At 63.4% G+C, this 19,141-nt stretch carries 12 protein-coding genes and 1 pseudogene; 3 read left to right on the forward strand and 10 right to left on the reverse strand.

The annotated features are described in order from the left end of the window. Positions 1 to 23: 23 nt before the first annotated feature. The 8 genes and pseudogenes from NKJ64_RS22450 to NKJ64_RS22485 all read right to left on the reverse strand — a co-directional run bounded on the left by NKJ64_RS22450 (position 24) and on the right by NKJ64_RS22485 (position 8,807). Complete coding sequence (locus NKJ64_RS22450) at positions 24 to 926, reverse strand: terpene synthase family protein (protein WP_352463354.1); 903 nt, start codon at positions 924 to 926, stop codon at positions 24 to 26. Beyond that, on the reverse strand, positions 923 to 2,473 hold the full coding sequence (locus NKJ64_RS22455) for a hypothetical protein (RefSeq protein WP_352463355.1): 1,551 nt from the start codon (positions 2,471 to 2,473) through the stop codon (positions 923 to 925). The genes NKJ64_RS22450 and NKJ64_RS22455 overlap by 4 nt, the downstream gene beginning before the upstream one ends. A 146-nt stretch (positions 2,474 to 2,619) precedes the next feature. Further along, positions 2,620 to 3,612 (reverse strand): polyprenyl synthetase family protein, encoded by a 993-nt coding sequence (locus NKJ64_RS22460; RefSeq protein WP_352463356.1) that lies wholly within the window; start codon positions 3,610 to 3,612, stop codon positions 2,620 to 2,622. A 130-nt stretch (positions 3,613 to 3,742) separates the two neighbouring features. Continuing rightward, complete coding sequence (locus NKJ64_RS22465; RefSeq protein ID WP_352463357.1) at positions 3,743 to 5,086, reverse strand: cytochrome P450; 1,344 nt, start codon at positions 5,084 to 5,086, stop codon at positions 3,743 to 3,745. Further along, a complete protein-coding gene (locus NKJ64_RS22470) occupies positions 5,086 to 5,928 on the reverse strand; it encodes an SDR family oxidoreductase (RefSeq protein WP_352463373.1) in 843 nt (280 codons plus the stop codon). The genes NKJ64_RS22465 and NKJ64_RS22470 overlap by 1 nt, the downstream gene beginning before the upstream one ends. A 168-nt stretch (positions 5,929 to 6,096) precedes the next feature. Beyond that, positions 6,097 to 6,222 (reverse strand): annotated as a pseudogene (locus tag NKJ64_RS30540) (ferredoxin); the annotation flags it as partial. Between the two features lies 1 nt (position 6,223). After that, on the reverse strand, positions 6,224 to 7,513 hold the full coding sequence (locus NKJ64_RS22480; RefSeq protein ID WP_352463358.1) for a cytochrome P450: 1,290 nt from the start codon (positions 7,511 to 7,513) through the stop codon (positions 6,224 to 6,226). A gap of 91 nt (positions 7,514 to 7,604) precedes the next feature. Then, entirely contained in the window at positions 7,605 to 8,807 is a 1,203-nt protein-coding gene (locus NKJ64_RS22485) for a cytochrome P450 (RefSeq protein ID WP_352463359.1), read from the reverse strand. Between the two features lie 1,650 nt (positions 8,808 to 10,457). Between NKJ64_RS22485 and NKJ64_RS22490 the strand changes: the two genes are divergently transcribed. The 3 genes from NKJ64_RS22490 (at position 10,458) to NKJ64_RS22500 (ending at position 13,772) form a co-directional block, all read left to right on the forward strand. Then, positions 10,458 to 10,991 (forward strand): peroxiredoxin, encoded by a 534-nt coding sequence (locus NKJ64_RS22490; RefSeq protein WP_023698264.1) that lies wholly within the window; start codon positions 10,458 to 10,460, stop codon positions 10,989 to 10,991. Between the two features lie 69 nt (positions 10,992 to 11,060). After that, complete coding sequence (rpoN, locus tag NKJ64_RS22495; RefSeq protein WP_352463360.1) at positions 11,061 to 12,497, forward strand: RNA polymerase factor sigma-54; 1,437 nt, start codon at positions 11,061 to 11,063, stop codon at positions 12,495 to 12,497. 57 nt (positions 12,498 to 12,554) lie between these two features. Then, the gene (locus tag NKJ64_RS22500) at positions 12,555 to 13,772 is read left to right on the forward strand and encodes an MFS transporter (RefSeq protein WP_352463361.1); all 1,218 of its coding nucleotides are present in this window, start codon (positions 12,555 to 12,557) and stop codon (positions 13,770 to 13,772) included. Positions 13,773 to 14,404: 632 nt separating this feature from the next. Here NKJ64_RS22500 and NKJ64_RS22505 read toward each other — a convergent pair. Together NKJ64_RS22505 and NKJ64_RS22510 are read right to left on the reverse strand one after the other, a co-directional pair. Beyond that, positions 14,405 to 17,875, reverse strand: coding sequence for an ATP-binding protein (locus tag NKJ64_RS22505; protein ID WP_352463362.1), 3,471 nt, complete (start codon positions 17,873 to 17,875; stop codon positions 14,405 to 14,407). Further along, on the reverse strand, positions 17,872 to 19,131 hold the full coding sequence (locus NKJ64_RS22510) for a metallophosphoesterase family protein (protein WP_352463363.1): 1,260 nt from the start codon (positions 19,129 to 19,131) through the stop codon (positions 17,872 to 17,874). Before NKJ64_RS22510 ends, NKJ64_RS22505 begins: the two co-directional genes overlap by 4 nt. Between the last annotated feature and the right edge of the window lie 10 nt (positions 19,132 to 19,141).

Consider the following 19,141-nt stretch of genomic DNA (forward strand, 5'->3'; position numbering starts at 1 on the left):
GCACGCCATCGTTTCCCCCGCGTTCAGGCCGGCGCACGCTGGCCTCCGCCTGCAGCGTCGCTGCGGTAGCGGCTGGTCGAGGTCTCGTAGTACTGCGCGCGGACTGCCGCCATGGCCTCGATCAACGGTCCCCACGGCGCGGGAAAACGTTCTTCCGCCATCACCCGGTGCAGCATGCGTGTGTGGCCGGCCAACTCGTCCTTGAGGAACTCCACCACAGGCATGGCGGGATAGCGCTGCAGCAGCAGGATCGCCGCGTTGTCGGCCTCGCCGGCCGATCTATCCTTTTCGCGTCCATGCAGATCGTTCTGCAAGCGCCCTATTGCGGATATGAGCCGCAGGGCCTGGCGAAACGCCGGACGCGCGCGCAAGGTCGCCATGTCCAGCCCCCACAGCAACGACAGGCAACAGAACACGTTCGTGTAGGCGATCGAATCCACGCCGTTCTGCAAGTACTCGGCGAAGGACCAGCGCTCCTCCCCTGCCGCCTGCGCGTGTCCGGCGCGCAGCGCCGCGCAGTAGCACTGGGTATCCTCGAGAAGCTGGGCATAGTCGCGACGATCGTAGGCGAGCGCGGCGAGCGAAGCGCGCAGCACAGCACAGCCCTCGAATCCTGGTAGCGCGCACGCCACGCCCTGCCCCAGCGCCTGCTCCACCGCGGCGAGCTGCTCCGGCGCGATCAGGTCAAGGTCGTTGCAATCGTCCAGCCAGAACAGCAGCGCCAGTTCGCGATAGAACGCCACGATCAGCGTTTCGTCCAGCGGATCGCGGCCGGTGCGGGCGCTGGTGTCGCGCAGGCTCGGCTGGATGCGCTGCAGGATGTACTGGCCGCCCCGGACTGCTTCCACGGCATGCTCGTCGGCGAACCCGGTCAGGGAACGCCCCCACTCTAGCACCTGCTGCAGCGCGCGATCGGTCGGGATCATGGCCCGGCTCCTGCTCCCTCGGCCGAGACGCGCCGCCCCCAACGAAGCGCCAGCCACAACCCGGCGAGTTCGGCCACGCGCACCACCCGGGTGGGGCAATACAGTTCCTTGCCGATCCACAGCGGCGTCTGGGGCAGTGAATGCGCCGCGTGGCGGGCGAGCATCCACTTCAGCGCCCGCGCCACCGCCTGCGCGATGCCCCGGCGCCAGGTCGGCTCTTCGCTCCCGTCCATCACGTGCAACGCGAACAGCGCATAGGCGGTTTCCTCGAATGTGGACGCGCGACCAGCGCCCCAGCCGCCGTCGTCGCGCTGCGCCTTCAGCAGCCCCGCCAGCGCGCGCTCGTCGCGCCACTGGGGGTTGCCTTGCGCGAGCGCAGCGACCGCATGCGCGGTTGGATACAGCCACGAAACGTGCCATTTTTCGTTGTCCCACAGACCGTGCGGGTTGCGATTGGCCTCGACGTAGGCGCTGGTGCCGGCGGCGGGTTTTCCCAACATTCGCAAAGCATGCAGGGCATGGATGTTGGTCGACACCGAGGCATTGCGCTCACCGGGAAAGGTGACGAAGAGTTCGCCGGTTTCGAACTGGCGCAACGCGTCGGCCGCCGGGTCGCGGCCTGCAAGGCGAAGGACGCACAACGCAACGGCGGTGTCGTCCGCATCGGCCGCGAAGTGCAAGGCAGGGCCCAGACCGCGCACCCCGAGGCGGGCGTCGAGCTGCGCGATGATCACTTGCACCGCCTCGGCGAGCGTGGGATGCGCGAACAGGCCGGCCAGATGCAGGGTGTACAGCGACCAGCATGGCTCGAACACATTGATTGGCCAGACGTTGGGAAGGACACCTTCGATGCCGGTGCGCGTAGCCCGCGATGCCGCCTGCAGATACCCGCCCGTGCGCCCGACGTGCGGCGTTCTTCTCTGTGTCACGGCGTGCGCACGCCACGCGGCGGTGGCCGCCGGACTGATGCCGATGCTGCCGTCGTCGTCAGGGCATGCGGTGGCCGGCGACGTCCCCCAGGCTTCCCAGGAGTGCAGCAACGGATGGCCGCTCGGCAACGTCGCCACAGCCCCCAGCTTGACCAGGCGTGCTTGCCGCAACGGCAACAGCGCCGGGTGGCGCGGAAACGACAAGCCGCCCAGCAAGGATGCGGCCTCGTCGCACAACGGCGGCAGGATCAGCTCCGCGCCGATGGGCGCGTCTTCCGGCACCGCATGCGCATAGGGATCGGGCTGGCGCTCGATGAACCGGGTTGCAGCCTGGACTGCGTCGGCAGCCCCGGGAAGAGGATCGGCACGCTGCAACGCCAGCAGCGCCGCCCAGGTAGGCGCATGGCGAAACAGCGGGAAGTCCGCACTTCCCCATCCGCCATCGGCCTGTTGCTGCGCGATGAGCCACGCGTATGCGTCGTGCCGACCGGTGACTTTGCCGTCGAACTGCAGAGCTCGCGCCGTGTCGTATACGGACGGACCGACGCTGCCGCCATCGCTCATCTCGCTCAGCAGGTGGCCCAATTCGGAAAGGATCTGTTCGGACAGCGCGTTCACGCGGGATGTTCCTTCTGCAGAGGGCTAACGAGAACAGAAACGGGCAGACGCCGCGCACGTCACCGCCGACACGGACACAGTGCAGCATGCAGCGCCCGCCGGCCGATCGCAGCAGCACAGCGGCAAGTCCTTACGGCTGGGCACGCTCATGCGTATGGCGCGGACAGATAGACGTTGGCCCGCTGCAGCATCTGCGCCAACCCTTCCGCACGCGCCCCCAGAGGGGCGATGGCCTCCCCGGCGTCGTGCAACAAATACAGGGCGAACTGGCGCGCTGCCTGCAGCCCCATGATCGACGCGCAGGTCGGCTTCTGCGCGGCCGCGTCCTTGCCGGGGGTCTTGCCAAGAGTCGCGGTATTCGCCGTCGCGTCGAGAATGTCGTCCGCCACCTGCAACGCCAGGCCAAAACAGGCGGTGTAGCGATCGAGCGCAGCATACAGCGCAGCGTGCGCGGCATCCTCCGCGATGGAGTATAGCGCGCCCATGCGAACCGACGCGCGCACTAGCGCTCCGGTTTTCATCCGGTGCATCGCCAGGATGCTGTCCAGCCCGGCGTGCTTTCCGACCAGCGACAGATCCATGGCCTGCCCGCCTGCGGCACCCTCGGCGGACACCGCCTGCGCCAGTTCACGCACGAGCGCAATACGATTGTCTCCCGGCGCATCCAGGCTCGCCAGCGTCAGGAAGGCGTGGGCCTGCAGCGCATCGCCGACCAGGATCGCAGTGGCTTCGTCGAACTTTACGTGCACGGTCGGAAGGCCGCGGCGAAGCACGTCGTCGTCCATCGCCGGCAGGTCGTCGTGGACCAGGGTACAGGCGTGCATCATCTCGATGGCGGCGCCGACGTCGTCGAGCATGTGCGCCGGCGTGCCCGCCAGTGCGCCGGCAGCCAGACAGAGCAAGGCTCTGGTGCGCTTCCCGCCACGCAAGGTGGCGTAGCGCATGGCTGCCATCAGCTCTGTCTTACCGTCGTCTTCGGCGCAGAGCAGACGCGCCAGCGCCTGTTCGACCCGCTTTGCGCCGTCCTGCATCCAGATCTCCGGGAGCAGCCCGCCAGATGCGCCGCGCGCCTGCGCGCCCAACCCGCCGAATGCGGAAACGCCAGTTCGGTCGTCGTGTATTGTGGAACCGGTTTGCATGTTGTTAATGTCCTTGTAGCTGAGACGGCCACGGCGAGCGCAAGTCGTCACACGAGTGCGTGCGCCGAGTGCAGCAATGCCGCGCCCCGCCGGCGCCGCTGCCTTGCCACACAGGGCGTCCGACACCAGCTCATGAGAAGCCTATGCGGATTGCCATGGACGGATGTGCGGTCGGGTAATAGCGCCGGCCTTTTTCGACGTCGCTCAGCAACTGCGGCCGCACCCCGGCCTTGTGCATGGTCAGCGCCAAGGCGATGCAGAACTGCACCATTTCCAGCCATACCAGGTGGTAGCCGATGCAGACGTGTGGGCCGGTACCGAACTGCAGCATGTCCACGGGCCGGACCGGTTCTGTGCGTAGCAGCCACCGCCCCAGGCGGAACTGATCAGGCGCCTCGTGCAGCAGCGCCGAGGTCGAGAAATGCAGCAGCGGGATGCATAGGTGGGTGCCCGCGGGAATGCGCCTTTGGCCGAGTTGCAATTCCTGCAGCGCGCGACGCGGCAGGAGCGTGGTCGCCGGATGCAGGCGCAGTGTCTCGCGGAACAGGGCCTCGGCGACGGGACACTGCGCCAGGTCCGCGTGCCGGGTCGGCACCGCGCCCACGCGTTGCGCCTCCTCGACCAAGGCGTCCCACAGCACAGGCTGCCTCGCCAGCTCGATCACGATCCAGGCCATCGTCGAGGCAGTGGTGTCGTGACCGGCAAGCAGCAGCAAGCGAATGTTCGCGACCAGGACGTCATCGGAGAGCGGACCGTCGCTGCTGTCAAAAGCGCTCACCATGTCGTTGATGAACCCGGTGCGCGCGGCATGCGCGCGCGCATCGCGGACGAACCGGCGCAACTGCGCGTCGATCCAGTCGCGGGCGGAGCGGCCGCGCCGCAAAGGCAATCCGGGCAGGTCGACCGGTGGCGCGATGATCAACTGCAGCAATTGCCGGTACTTGCGATGCCATCCCGGCAGGTCCTGCGCGGGGATTCCCATGAGGCTGAAGATGAGCTTCAGCATCAGGTCGCCGGTCTCGCGCAGGATAGTTACCTCGCCGCGGGCGCGCCACGCCTGCACCCGCGCCTGGATGACCGGCGCGAACAGGTCGCCGATCCCGGCCTGGGTCAGCCCCTTGGGCAAGAACGCTGCCTTGATGGCATCGCGCGCCTGCCGGTGCGCGCCGCCGTCCAGGGCAACCATGGTTCCGCCAAGCAATTCGGGCGCGATCTCTTCGATCAGCGCCGAGGACACGTCCTTGTGCTTGAGCAGAGAAAATGCGTCCGGATCCACACAGGTCATCAGATGTCCGGCAGGGCCGAAATCCAGCCAGAAGTGGCTCCCCAGCGTCCGTTCTGCTCGCTGCAGCAGGCGCGGCAGGTCGCAGACAATGGCGGGAAGATGCCCGACCAGGGGGAAAGCGCCAGGCATGACCGGGATGTCGCACCGCAGCCGGTGCCGACGGTTGAGCGGGTTGAGCAGCATGTCCATCAGCAGCGCGCCGCCGCCGCCGGTTCGGTGTCGCCGACAGGGCCCGCGGCGCAGCTGTTGCCGCCGTCGGCGTATGTCGGCACATGCGCCAGCATGCCGCCATCGATGCACACGACTTGGCCGGTGATGAACGCAGCATCGGCGGAGAGCAGGAACGCCACGAGTGCGGCCACGTCCTCGGGGCGGCCGACGCGCTGCAGGAGCTGGTGCCGGCGCAGATGCCGTTGCATGCACTCGTCCAGCTTGGCGAGGAGACGCTCGGTCATGATAAGACCCGGCGCAACCGCGTTGCAGCGGATCTGCGCATGACCGTACTGGGTGGCGAGCGAAGCCGAGAGCATGTTCATCGCCGCCTTCGACGCGCCGTAGGACGTCTGCGCCGTGTCACCGCTGAGCCCTTGGCACGACGACATGTTGACGATCGCGCCACCGCCGCGGGCGATCATCCGTGGGATGGCCTGCCGGCAGCAGAGCAGCGTTCCGCGCAGATTGGTCGCCATGGTCTGGTCCCAGACTGCCAGGTCCAGGTCGAGGATCGCGCAGTCGCGCTGGGTCAGATGCATGGCGCTCGCATTGTTAACCAGCAGGTCGACCCCCCCGAAGTGCCGCTCCGCCGTCTCGAACAGCGCTGCCACCGCCTGCTCATCGGCGATATCCATGGCTATGGGCAGCGCGTGGCCTGCTTCGGCCGCGATCTGCGCGGTGCAGGCGATGGCCGCCGAGCCATCAATGTCGGCCACCACCACTCTGCCGCCCCCGCGCGCGATGGCGAGAGCGCATGCCTTGCCGATGCCAGCGCCGGCGCCGGTCACCACGGCCACCTTGCCTTCAAACCGTCCCATCGTGCCTCCTGAATTGCATTGTTCTTTCGCGGTATGCCGCTCGGCCTGCGCCGGAGAAGGCGCAGGGTCGGCGCTGGCGCGCTCGTCATGGCCGGCGTCGCTTTCGATCACCCGAATGGCGGCGACCGGGCACTGGTTGGCCGCAAGCCGCACGGCGGCGTGCAGCGCCTGCGGGACCGTCGCCACGCACACTTCGGCCACGCCGTCCGGTTCGCGCTGGCGAAAGGTGCCCGGCAGCGTCAGCACGCACTGCCCGGTAGTTCCGCACAGATCCTGATCGACCACGATGCGCATCTCAGCCCTCCTGCCGATGCAGCCGCACCGGCAGCGCGCGGAACGTCCTAAGGAACGCGGAGGGCTCCCGGGTCGGCTGCTCGGCCAATGCCAGCGTGGGGAAGCGCGCCTGGATCCGCGGCAGGCTTTCGGCCAACTGCACCCGGGCCAGTTGCGCACCAAGGCAGAAGTGGATGCCGTGGCCGAAGGTCAGCATGATCTTCCCGTCGATCGACATGCCAGGACTGGTGCCGCAGAACCGCACGGGATCGAAGCGATCGGGATCGGCGAAGGCGTCCGGGTCGCGATTGCCGGCCGCGATCAGCACGCGCACGTCCGCGTTCTTCGGGATCACCACGCCGCCCATTTCGATGTCGCGCTGGGCGATACGCGGAATGGAGCTGAACATGGCAGGCGCGTCGTAGCGCAGGGCTTCTTCGACGAATGCCTTCACCCCCACGGCATCTCCCTTCAGCCAGTGCCGCTGTTCGGGATACGCCAGCATCGCCAGGACAGCATGGCCGATGGCCGCAGCAGTGGTGGCGAAGCCGCCCAGCAGCATGCCCCAGAGCATGCTGATCAATTCCGCATCCGACAGCGTCTCGGCATCATCGTCGTGTGCGCCGACCAGCATTGACACGATGTCGTGGCGGGAATCGGTGCGCTTGCGCTGTATGAGGTCGCCGAAGTAGGCTTGCACCCTGGCGCTGGCCTCGTCCCCCGCGGCGAGCTGCGGATCGCTGGCGTGCGGGCTCAGGCCTTCCAGAATGGCGCTGATGCCGGTGACGAGCGCGAGAATGTCGTCCGGGGGCATGCCGAACAGTTCGCCGAAAACCAGCATGGGCAAGGCCAGCGCGAATTCCTGATGCAGGTCCACTGCCTCCCCGCGCTCCAGTGCGGGCGCCATGCCGTCCAGGCGCGCTGCGACAATGCGAGCGATGGTCGGCCTCAGCATGTCGATCTGGCCGATGGTGAAATCGCGCGAGATCAGCCGGCGCAGACGCGTATGCGTTGGCGGTTCCTTCATCGCCAAAGTGGACGCCAGCAGACTTAGCGACAGGCTGGTCGCCGCACGCGGGAAATAGCGCGCCAGTTCACCTGGCGCCGGCCCCCGAAAAGCATCGCCAGTGGCTTTAAGCGCCCAGTAGATGTCGGCGTGGCGGCTCAACAGAAAGAGACCCGACGCCGCGCGATGTACCGGATCGTGCTCGCGTAGCCACCGCATGAATGGGTACGGGTCCTGAATGCACGCTGGCGACGCCAGTTCGGCGAAGGCGTCCCGGCATGCTGCCGTGGTTTCTTGCACGTCCATCTTGGTCACCTGTTGGTTGGCTGATCTGATCGGCGCGCGGCAGGGGCGCCGGCAATTCGAGAGCATCGGGATTCCTGGTGGCGTCCGCGCATCACCAGAGCACCGGGAACTCCTCGAACCCGCCAGTGATGATCTCCTTGCGCAACTTCAGTTCTTCGGGCGCCACCGCCAGGCGCAGCGCGGGAAAGCGCTGGAAGATCGAACCGAACACCGCTTTGAGTTCCAGCCTGGCTAGCGCCAAGCCGATGCAGCTGTGCGGCCCGTAGGAGAACGCCAAGTGCGGGTTTTCGTCACGTCCGATGTCGAAGATTTCCGGGTCGTCGAAATGGCGCGGATCGAACGACGTCGCCGGCAGGCCGACCAGCACCTTGCTCTCTGCGGGAACATGCACGCCCGCGATGGTCACGTCGGTCCTCGGATAGCGCATGATGCCGTCCCAGCCGGCGCCCGGCGGGTACATGCGCAGGATTTCCTCCACGGCCTTGTCCACCAGGGATGGATCGCCCACCAGGCGTTCGCGCTGTTGCGGATGGCGGAACATGGCCAGCAGGCCAAATTCGATCTGTGCCACGGTGCTCTCGTGCCCCGCCACCAGCATGCCTGCCGCCAGGCCGATCGCCTCTTCCTCGGTCGCCTCGCCCTGGTCGACCGCCGCGAGCAGATCCGTCAGCACGTTGTCGCCCGGATCCTGGCGCTTGTCCCGCATCTTGCCGCGAATGTAGGCGCGGAGTTCTTCCCAGGCCAAGCGCGACGCGCTTCGCGGGCCGCTTTCATGCTGGTGCGTCATCACCTCGTCGGACAGCCCTGCAAAGAAAGCGTGATCCTCGTAGAGCACGCCCATCAGCGCGCCAATTACCATCGCAGGAAGCGGAAAGGAGAGGTGGCGCCGCAGATCGGCGGGCTGGGGCTGGGCCGCCAGCGTCTCGAACAACTGCGCGGCGATCGCCTCCACCTGCTGCGCGAGCTGCTTCACCCTGCCGTTGCTGAAGGCCGGCGCCACGATCGTGCGTAGCCGCGTATGCTCGCCCCCCTCGTGCGAGACCAGCCATCCTGGCGAACCGAGAATCACCGAATCCGGGGTGAATGCCGCCGGCGGCATTCCCGCGGGCCGGAACGCCGCGTCGGTCAACACCGCCTTGGCCTCGTCATAGCCTGTGACCCACCAGCCTTCGTGCCCGGACGGGAAGCGCACGTGGTGGATCGGACCATTGGTGCGTAGCGCCAACATCTCGGGCGATGGCTCAATGTGATCGAGGCGCCACATCGGCAGCGTCGGCAAGGGTTGTTCGGACATGGTGGCACTTCACTCAATAGCGAGGGCGGAAGGTGACCGGCGGGCGCTGCGGCAGCGAAGACCTAAGACGGCATATAGATGACGTCCTCCGAAGGCAGACCGATTATCAAGAACGGCTAACGCGTAACTGTCTAGGCACATCGCGCGGCGAGATGCGGAACGTTATCTTGCACCTTCTAGGTCAGGACAAAGTCGGCGCGGTGGGCATTTGAGCCGCCGCCGGCCAAGCTTTCCTGCGCAAGGGTCGACAAGGGCGGCGAGCTGTTGGGTAAGGGCGGTTTCGCCGAGCACACCATGCCCATAGACGCTATCCGACGCGGATTTGACATTTTGCTTTTCTTTCTTCGTTCCATTCGTGCCATCCACGAAATGAAAGTCGGTTGGCGGCTCCCGGCCCGCAACGAAGAGGCTTCAAAACTCGTGCCAATTTGGCCGACCGAAGAAAAAAATCTGTGATGCTTTTAGGGGCTTAGCCTGAGGCCAGAGAAGAGCTAGGCGAAATAGGCCGGTGTCGCGGGCCAACAAAGGCGACCGAACAGTGTCGGACAGAACGCCTCGGCGACCTTTAGGTCGGGCTTGCGACATTCTGGTCCAGTTTCGAACATAAGAGGGCGGCAAACAGACACGATTGGGGAATCCGATCCTCACGGGGCCAAGGCGCTTGCCCAAGAGCGCGCGCTCGTGTTGCCGCGACAGGCGCGTGTTCGCGGTGCCTGCGCACCCATGAATGCTAGCGGCACACGCTACGCAATGACTGGAGTGCCCGCCAGCCTCAGCAAGTGCATCGGCTCGGCTTCCGGTCTTCTTTGCCCAGCCGGGGCCGAAGCGCCGAATATCCGCACCACACAGCATCGTTGTTGCCTGTGTGACGAGGCGGTTAAAGCGCGCGCCCGATCTTCCAAGACACGGCCTCCGAGAAGGAGGGGCGGTCCAACGGCACCTCTATTCCAAATGGCACGCCGCTTGCTGCTCCTGGTTAGAGCACCATCAAATCACGATGAAAGCGACTTGTGCCATGCCCGATACGCGAAGCTCTAGACCGTGGCCTGAGGAGACGGTGCCCCTTGCAGCTGAACATCGGGGCATCGTCTCCTCCGGAAGTCCGTTCTGGATGGCCGCTTTGCGCATGGCTGGTCCGATGCCGGCACGCCAACACGGGCCGCGCGCGCAAATGCGGTTTGCCGGTTCTGTTCAGCATGTGAGTGCCGAAAAGCCTTGTCAAAGGGTCGTCACCCAAGCCAAAGCCGGCGGGTCACTGCCACATATCGACAACATGCTGAACCAGTCCAGTGACGCGGAATCCAGTGAAGCGGGTCTGTTGCGTGAAGTGACATTTCAGGCCCCCACATGCTTTGCGATATTGGCTCCTTCCGGCCGCTATCCCTTTTCCAAACGCACTATCGCTAGTGACCGATCCCGCTTCCGGCGCCATAGCCGTGGAAAGCAACCGGCTCGACGGTGTCCAGCTCGCTCAGATCGATTGCGTTCGGGTGGCCAGGACCAACCGCCAAGACGTTCCCATACGTCGGGAGGGAAAAAAAGGAGGTTGCGAGCCGCGAGGCCCTCATCCGTGCCGGGGATACGAGCCTTTGCCCGGTATTGCGCCAGCCTCTGCCAGAATTCAGCGCAGTCTTCTTTAGGAGCAACTTGATGACAGTTCAAAAGAAAGTTCCCTTCGTCACCTTTCTCACGCGTGTTCACGATAAGTCGGTCGAGGGGCCAAATCCATATCGCTGGGAAGAAAAGACATCTGACGACTACTTTGCCGGCAAGCGCGTCATCCTGTTCTCGCTGCCTGGCGCCTTCACGCCGACCTGCTCGACCTACCAATTGCCCAAGTTCGAAGAGCTCTATGATGAGTTTGAGAAGGAGGGAATTGACGCGATTTACTGCCTCTCAGTCAACGACGCCTTCGTCATGAATGCGTGGGGGAAGTCCTTGGGCCTGAAGCAGGTCGAGCTCATCCCCGATGGCTCAGGCGAGTTCACACGCAAGATGGGCATGCTGGTTGCCAAGGACAATCTCGGATTCGGGATGCGCTCATGGCGTTACGCCGCCCTGATCAACAATGGCGTGGTGGAGCACTGGTTCGAGGAGGAAGGTTTCTCCGACAACTGCGAGGCCGACCCGTATGGCGTCTCATCCCCGCAAAACGTCCTTGAAACGCTGAAAGCCGCCGCATGACCTAGAAAACGTCTCACTGGCGCCATTGCAGGCCCCAAGAGGCTCCTCGACAGGATTATCGCACTCACCATGCAATCTTCAGCAAGCCTGTTTCAGCGCCAGAAGCAATCCATCGTCGCATCGCCTCAACTCATTGAGTCGATTCGCTTGCTGCAACTGGCGCATACCGAACTGCATCAGTTCGTGGAGCGGGAAATCGAGAAGAACCCGCTCTTGGAATCTGCGTCAAACGATGGCGGGCCTTTTGACGATGCTTCGATTTCGGGAGCGGATCAGCCTGTCGGCTTTGGGGCAAACGCCGTTGAAGGTCCGACCGGGGCAGGGTCGCCTGAACGGCTCGGGCAATGGAAATCACTTCGCAACACGACCAACAACCCGCCGGGCAATGGCCCTTCCCTCGACGAGTTTGCCACCCTCGCCGAAACATTGCACGACCATGTCGCTCGTCAGATCGCCCTCACTGCGTTCACACCACAGGAGCGGCTGATCGCTGGCCAGCTTGCCGCCGATCTGGAAGACACTGGCTATCTTCGGGCAAACCTTTTGGAGCTGGCCGAGAGCCTAAATGTCCATGAGGCTGTTGTGGAACGGGTTCTCGGAACCTTGCAACAATTTGATCCACCGGGAGTTTTTGCGCGAAGTCTCAGAGAATGCCTCGAAATTCAGTTGCGCCAGCGAAACCGGCTCGACCCGGCAATGGCAGCTTTGGTTGCCCATCTTGAAATGCTTGCGCGACGCGATTTTGAGGCGCTGAAGCAGCATTGCGGCGTCGATGAAGAAGACCTTCTCGACATGATGCATGAGGTTCGTGCGCTCGATCCAAAGCCTGGGAACAGATTCGAATCCGGTGCCTCTGAATCAATCATACCCGACGTCTGGGTCACACCCTCGCCGCAAGGCGGGTGGCAGATCGAACTTGATCCCGCCACGCTGCCGAAGCTGCTGATCAACCAAACCTACTATGCCGAAGTCACGCGTCAGACTGCCCAAAATTCGAAAGATCAAGCATTTGTCGAAGAATGCTTGCAAAACGCGAACTGGCTAATCCGCAGCCTCGATCAGCGCGCCAAGACGATTGTTAAGGTTGCGGCTGAAATCGTGCGTCAGCAGGATGCCTTTTTGGAACATGGCGTCGCCCACCTGCGGCCTCTCAATCTTAGAACCGTCGCTGACGCGATCGGCGTGCACGAGTCGACGGTAAGCCGGGTGACCTCGAACAAGTACATGCTTACCCCGCGCGGCGTTTTTGAACTGAAGTATTTTTTCACCGTCGCGATCGCGTCCTGCCAAGGCGGCGATGCGCACTCCGCCGAAGCTGTCCGGCATCGGATCAAAGCGATCATTGCCGCAGAATCTCCCGGCGACGTGCTTTCCGACGAGGACATCGCTGTCCGGCTGAAGGAAACCGGCATTGATGTTGCACGCCGCACCGTCACAAAGTATCGCGAAGCAATGAACATCCCCTCCTCCGTACAACGCCGCCGGGAAATGCGCTTGTGTTTTTAGATTTGGGTCAAGGCAGCCAACATCACGTTGCATTGCATCAAAGTGGAGACTTCGTTCATGACCCGATCCGCAGCAGGCGTTATGAACGCTGTTCTGCACGACCCAGAAAAGCCAGTCCCACCGTCTGGCCCGGCATGGGGTGCCGTCATTTCGCTTTCCTTGGGCACCTTCGGGCTGGTCACGGCAGAGTTTCTGCCTGTCAGCCTGCTCACGCCCCTCGCGCATGATCTCGGTATCAGCGAGGGAGCGGCTGGACAGGCGATGACGGCGACAGCTATCGTCGGGGCGATCTCGGCGCCGACGGTGGCCATCATCACAAAGCGCCTGGACCGCAGGACCGTCATGTGGACCATGACGGTCCTGCTGATCCTGTCGGACGTTCTGGCGGCCGGCGCGTGGTCGCTGGCGGTTCTCCTGACTGCACGCGTCGTGCTCGGCATAGCGCTCGGAGGCTTCTGGTCGATGTCGGCAGCACTGGCGATGCGGCTCGTTCCAAGCCACCTCCTGCCTCGCGCTATGTCGACCATCCTCACCGGCGTTTCCGTAGCTACCGTCTGCGCAGCTCCAATCGGCGCTTATGTCGGCGATATCTGGGGATGGCGAAGCGCCTTCATGCTTGCCGCAGCCGGCGGCGTCGCTACACTGCTCGTGCAGCTCATAACCATTCCGAGACTGCCTCCGATTGGAGTGACTAGCGTCCGCAGCCTGCTGGATGTGGCAAAGATTCCGATGGTCAAGGTTGCGCTTTTTGTCATCCTGCTGGTCGCTTCCGGCCACTTCGCCGGAATCACCTATATCCGCGCCTTCCTCGAAAAGATTCCCGCGCTTGACGTCGAGACGGTCTCGCTTGTGTTGCTTGCTTTTGGCATCGGCGGATTCTTCGGCAATTTGGCCGGCGGGCTTCTGGCCGAGTACAGCCTCAAGGCAGTCGCGGCCCTTGCACCGCTGCTCATAGGGATAGCGGCTGTTTCGCTACTGACGGCGGGAGCATCGGCCTTCGCCTCGGGGATTGCGGTTGGCGCGTGGGGCTTTGCCTTCGGCGCGGTGCCGGTGGGATTACAGACGTGGATGGTGCGGCGGGCCGTTCCCGAGCAGGCCGAAAGCGCCGGTGTGCTGATGGTCGTAGCATTCCAAGTGGCAATCGCAGCCGGCGCGATTTTCGGCGGGCTATTGGTGGAGAATGCGGGGATCGCCAGCGCCATTGCCTACAGTGCTGTTGCCACGTTCGTCGCTGCCCTCATAGTTTTCCTGCTCGGCCCGAAGCGCGGAACCTAGACCGCCTGACAGGAGAGATCTCAGCAGCGCAGCGGGACGAGAGGTCCAATCGCATGCACGACGCGGCGCGATCCTCCGCTTGCGGGCGATGCCCCGACGGGAGCGACTGGCTCGCCTTCGATAATGCCTTTACTCTCTTGACGAATGCTCTGGCGGATCGATCTGTCGTATCGTTCGCATACCATCAGCTTGCCTGGCCACTCCACCCTTTGACGCGGTGCCTATCCCTCCGGGGCAGCACGAATGCATTTTCGGCGAGCGTCCTAGCCCTGAACGACCTGATCTTATCCTTGTAGTGTTGGGCGGGTTACGCCCCTTGAACTGAACCCATATTGTGGGCGCACCTGCCGATCCAATTCGCCCTTAATCGTCTCGAAGCGACGTAAACGTACCCGTCGTTGGCTGCAACAAAGTTGCATTCTTCGGCGCAATAACCCTGCTTACTCGAAATGCCCCGCCACCGAGAGGCGGGCATCCGCGCTCCGCCCGGCGTAGTCGTTCATCCACGCAACATTGCAGAACAAAATAGGCATTTCTCAGCCTCTATGGGACGTCATGACGGATTCGATCGAAGGTTCCTATGTCAGACGAGTTGGTTAGTTGAACCGTTTTGACGCGAATTCTAATCGAGCCTAATCCAGCTGGTGAATGGTAGATTGTGGCACAACAGCCTTGGCGATTTCACATAGGTGCTTGTGGTGCGTGAGATAGATGACCTGACCTGTGTTCGCCATCTCCCCAAACAATCTAAAAACTTCCTCCGAGCGAATATGGTCAAAGGTTTCCATGATGTCGTCGGCAATGAAGGGAACCGAGGGCCGGAATTGGGCGAACTCGTAATAACCGGCGAGCCTCAGTGCTAGGTAGAGCTGAAAGCGCGCGCCCTTCGAAAGCGCTTCAGCGAGCTTGGATTGCCCGTCGCGCTGCACCGCGATGAGAACCTCCTCGCCTTTGACGGGCTGGGTTGTAAGGCCTGAATACTGCCCACGGGTCATTAGCTTGAATGCGTCTGATGCACGCGCCATCATCCCCGAACGGTGGTTCTCACGGTAGATCCGCAAAGCATTTCCAGCCGACATGATACCAAGTTTCAGCTCAATGTAGCGAACGGCCTTCTCCTCGATTTCCAACAGGGTTGTGCGCCGTTCGGCATCCAGGCGGGCAACCGCGCTGTCACCGCCGATGGCGTCCAACTTGTCTGCCGCGCGGGTCTGTCGGATCAGCTGTTGCTGGATGATTTCATCGAACTGGCGAAGCCGCTGCTCGCCCTCAGCCGTCTCGACCGCGAGGCTGTCGAAATCGATCGCTTCCAGGATCGAGCGTGCCTGGTCGAATCCATCGACTGCGAGTTCCGCCACTACCCGTTCCTCAAGTTCGGCGACGGTAGTGCGCAAGCCGTCGCGCTCACGCAGCAGCTCGTCGCGTTCGACTACCTCGGACAGAGTGGCGACGCCAAAGACGCCCAGCACTTCATTCTTGCGGCGTTCGTGTGCCGAAATCTGGGTGTCGAGGATTTCGCGCGCCTCCTTGAGGCGCTTCAGCTCGTTGCCGAGGCTTGCCTTCGTTTCACGTGTCCGCTCGGCACGCTCCAGGCGCTCGGCAAGGCGGGTGGCCAACTGCTCCGGCTCGCCATCCTTCGTCGGCTCGTCGGCTTCGACCGCAACGGCGATGACCTCGACCAGAAAATTGGCCCTGTCGGCCTCCATCTTGTCGATACGCAGCTGCAGATCCTCCCGTTCCTGCAGGCTTCTTGACAGTTCGGCCAATTGATCGAGCACAGCGCCAACGCCTGACGCGGACAGACCGCTTTCGAGCCACGTTCCCTTGAGCGCTTCGGTAATGCCGGCCAGCCATTCCTCCTCGCGACGCTCCGCCACCCCTACCGCAACCCGTCGGGCAGCTAGATCCTCTTCTTTGGAACTCACCATCCTGAGCGCCTCGGCATACTCGGCGTCCACCTTGCGCTGCCGGTCCAGAAACAGCTCCGCGATGGCCATGATTGCTTCGAGGGGGTCGCCGGGCTCTGATACTATGCCGACACTTTCCAGCGCCGCTCTCATTTCCAAGTGTATCTGCTCGCCTGCGTCAGCGGCTCGCTCGGCTTTCAAGCGAGCAAGTTCGATCTGCTCCCAGGCAGCGAGCGCATCGCTGCGCGCCTCGATCTGATCCTCGATCCTTTCGATCAGGCGCTCAGACGAAGGTTCCAGGGCTTCTCCGAGGAGGTCGCTGGCGGCCACACGGATTTCCAACAATTGGGTATCCGCATCCTTGACGAGCTGTTGGCTTTGGATGCCGTTTCGTGACAGGTTGGCCGCGGCCTCGGCCAGGGCACGCGTCATTGCCCGGATCTCGGCCAGATCCGCCGCGCCGGCCAGCCGGCCTGCGCTGGCAACGTCATCGCGCGTCAGTGCCACGGCGAAATCGTCAGCGGTGTCACCAGTCAACACTGCGCGGTGCGTTGCCCACGCATCATCGCGGAGACGGCGGATGGCGGCAGCCGCTTCATCGTCGACAACGTCGACCGAGGCTCGAAGGGCATCCAATCGTGCGGCGAGCATTGCATGGTGGCCCTCGTATTCGGCGAGGCGTTCGGCAAGTACCGCGGTGTTCCTTGCCAGTACTGTCGCTACTGTCTTCCAGGCGGCAATCTGCCCGGCGCTCGGAACCCCAACGTTGACGAGAGCGAGGGCATCTCCGTTCCATGGACGCAAGCGAGCCAGCGATGCCTTCCATCGGATTGTTCCCGCATCTCCCGCCTCGCGAGCCATCTTGATCTCTGCCTTGTGTCCGCTTGCTCGCGCTTTCGACAAAGCCGAGCCCAGCCTTGCCCTGGCGGGTTCGGGCACCGCCCTTTCCTCGCCGACCCGCTGCCTTGCCACCTGCAACGCATCGAGTGCTGCCGCCGCCTCGTCGCGGGCGGCGCGCGCGCCCGTAGCAATACCGGACCTCTGCTCGACCATAGCGCGAACGACGCCAACTGTGACGGCAGGCAGAAGCAGTGCGGCAGGATCCGGCTCGGAAGACCGGCCCAAGGCGGCAAGGCAGCTTGCCGCGGTGTTGTTGAGGATTTGCAGCCCCATCCTGCGAGTGGGCAAGTCAAAGCCAGCCGCGGTATGGCGCACCTTGCCCTCCGCCAGGCTGCGAATGCGTTCGGAAATCGACAGGATCCGTTCGTCCTCGTCGACCGCAGTGACTTTTGCCGACAGCCGCTCGACCTCATCGATGTTTGCGGACAGTCGCGTTCTGAGGCTGGCATCGTCATCGATTAGTTCGGTGACACTTCCCGTCCATGTCCGGGCTGGGGAGGTGATGTCCGGCAGCTGATCCAGCCGGGCAATCTTGCGGCGCATATCCGCCAGCATCGGCGCAGCACGTACGTGACGAGCAATGGTATCCAGCCTGGCCACCAGCACCGCCCGATCGCTGATGGTTCGGCCGTACTGCTGCGATGCATCGAGACGTTCGGCCTCCAGCCCCTCATAGGTCGATGCAAGTGTGTCGATCGCATCCCTGCGCGACTTCACGTCAACAAGGCGCTTCTTCAGCAGCGCCAGTTCGGTGCCATGCGCCTGCTTCCGATACAGCGCGTCTGCTTCGGCCTCGAGGGCGTTCAACGTATCGCTTGCGTTCCCAAGACCGGCGCTGGCCGTGAAGAGGAGCTTGCCGAGGTCGCCCCGCGATTCCAGGATCGATTTTCCGCCGGCTTCCAGCGTCTCGTCATCGAGTGAAAACATAGTCGTGTAAGCGTCACGCGACAGTCCGGCGAGATGCGCCGTGATCGCCACCTCGCTCATCGATTGGCCCGTCGCGTTCAATAGCGAATTAGTACGCTGTTTCGTACGCGTGAACGTGTGCTCGGAGCCGGCCAGTTCCAGAACCCCACCGATGCGCATGGCGCTGTACTCATGCAGGAAGTTGTAGCGGCTCCGTTCCTCGATGCCGAACAGCAAATCTAGATAGGCGGAAAGCGCTGTCGATTTGCCGGCCTCATTCAGGCCAAACACGATATGCAGATCAGGTCCGGATTCCGGTTTGGGTCCGAAGTCGATCGTACCATCGGTGAACTTTCCATAGCGAATGAGGTCAAGGCGCTGCAGCCTCATGACGCTCCACCGGACTTAAGGCGGGAAGTCACCAAGTCTGCGCCCTTGGAAAGCACCTGATCGAGGAACCGTTCCAGCCCGGCTTCGTCCTTCCCAGCAAAATCCCGTCCGTCGGCCGGAAGGTCGGCGACCATCCTTTGGACGAACGCCCTCGCCTCGGCGCGGAAGGTATCCGAGGTGGCATCGGCGCGCATGGATTGCTCGAGTTCGAAAATCGGATCAGCAATATCCTCGGCCGTCTCCGCCCGAGGTGGCGCGAGGTCAAGCTCGAGCTTCTCCACCCACGTATGGCCTAGCTGTTCCGCAGCCTGTTCGGCTTCGGCAAGAAGGAGATCTCTGTCGCGGATCAGCGCCCATAACAATGGTGATGTTCCTGTTAGGCCAACGCGGGCCACAGCATGACGCGACCGGACGGCGGCCCGCATCTCTTCGAGTGCGTTTCGAACACGCGCGACGGCCTCGGACCACTCCACTGCTCCCGTAAGGTCGACGCTGACCCTTTCGAACTGCGCAACGCTGGTCAGCCTTTCCTCGATCTCCACCGAACGGTCGTCTCGCACCGTCACAAGGGTGACTGATTTCTCGCCGGCCTCGTTGATATCCCTCCCCTGCGGTATTCCCGGCATCACCACCGTGCTTGCGCCGGAATGGACTTGGCGAAGATGAATGTGGCCAAGCCCCCAATAGTCGAAACCGTGGGCGTGCAGGTCAGCGATGCTGCAGGGCGCGTAAACGTCGTGACCGGGCGATCCGGCCAGACTGGTATGCATGATGCCAATATTGACGGCTCCTTCGCGAGCAGCCGGATATTTGGGCAGCAGGCTGTCCGGCGCCTTAGGGTTCGCAAAGCTCAAACCATGGAAAACGACGTCCACACCGCCGGCTGTCTGCAATACCGACTGAGCACGACCGCCAAAAATGGTCACGGTGTCAGGAAACACCAGCTGTTTGGAAATCCGCGACAGGGCGTCATGATTGCCGCGGATCTTGAAAACCCTGATGCCGGCCTGGTGCAGGCGTGTCATCTGCGCTGCCAGGAACCGCGCCGTCTTCATCGAGGTTTGATCACCATCGTATAGGTCGCCGGCTATTACCAACGCCTCCACGCGTTCCTCTAGGCAGAGATCCACTATCGAAACGAATGCCTGGCGGCTGGCGTCGCCCACGAGCCCGGCAAGATCGGGATTACGCATCGCGAGCGAACGCAGCGGCGAGTCGAGATGAATATCGGCCGTGTGTACGAATCGAAATGCCATTCGGCCTCCG

It is taken from the genome of Mesorhizobium sp. M0062, assembly GCF_040323125.1.
In the GTDB taxonomy this organism is placed as follows: domain Bacteria; phylum Pseudomonadota; class Alphaproteobacteria; order Rhizobiales; family Rhizobiaceae; genus Mesorhizobium.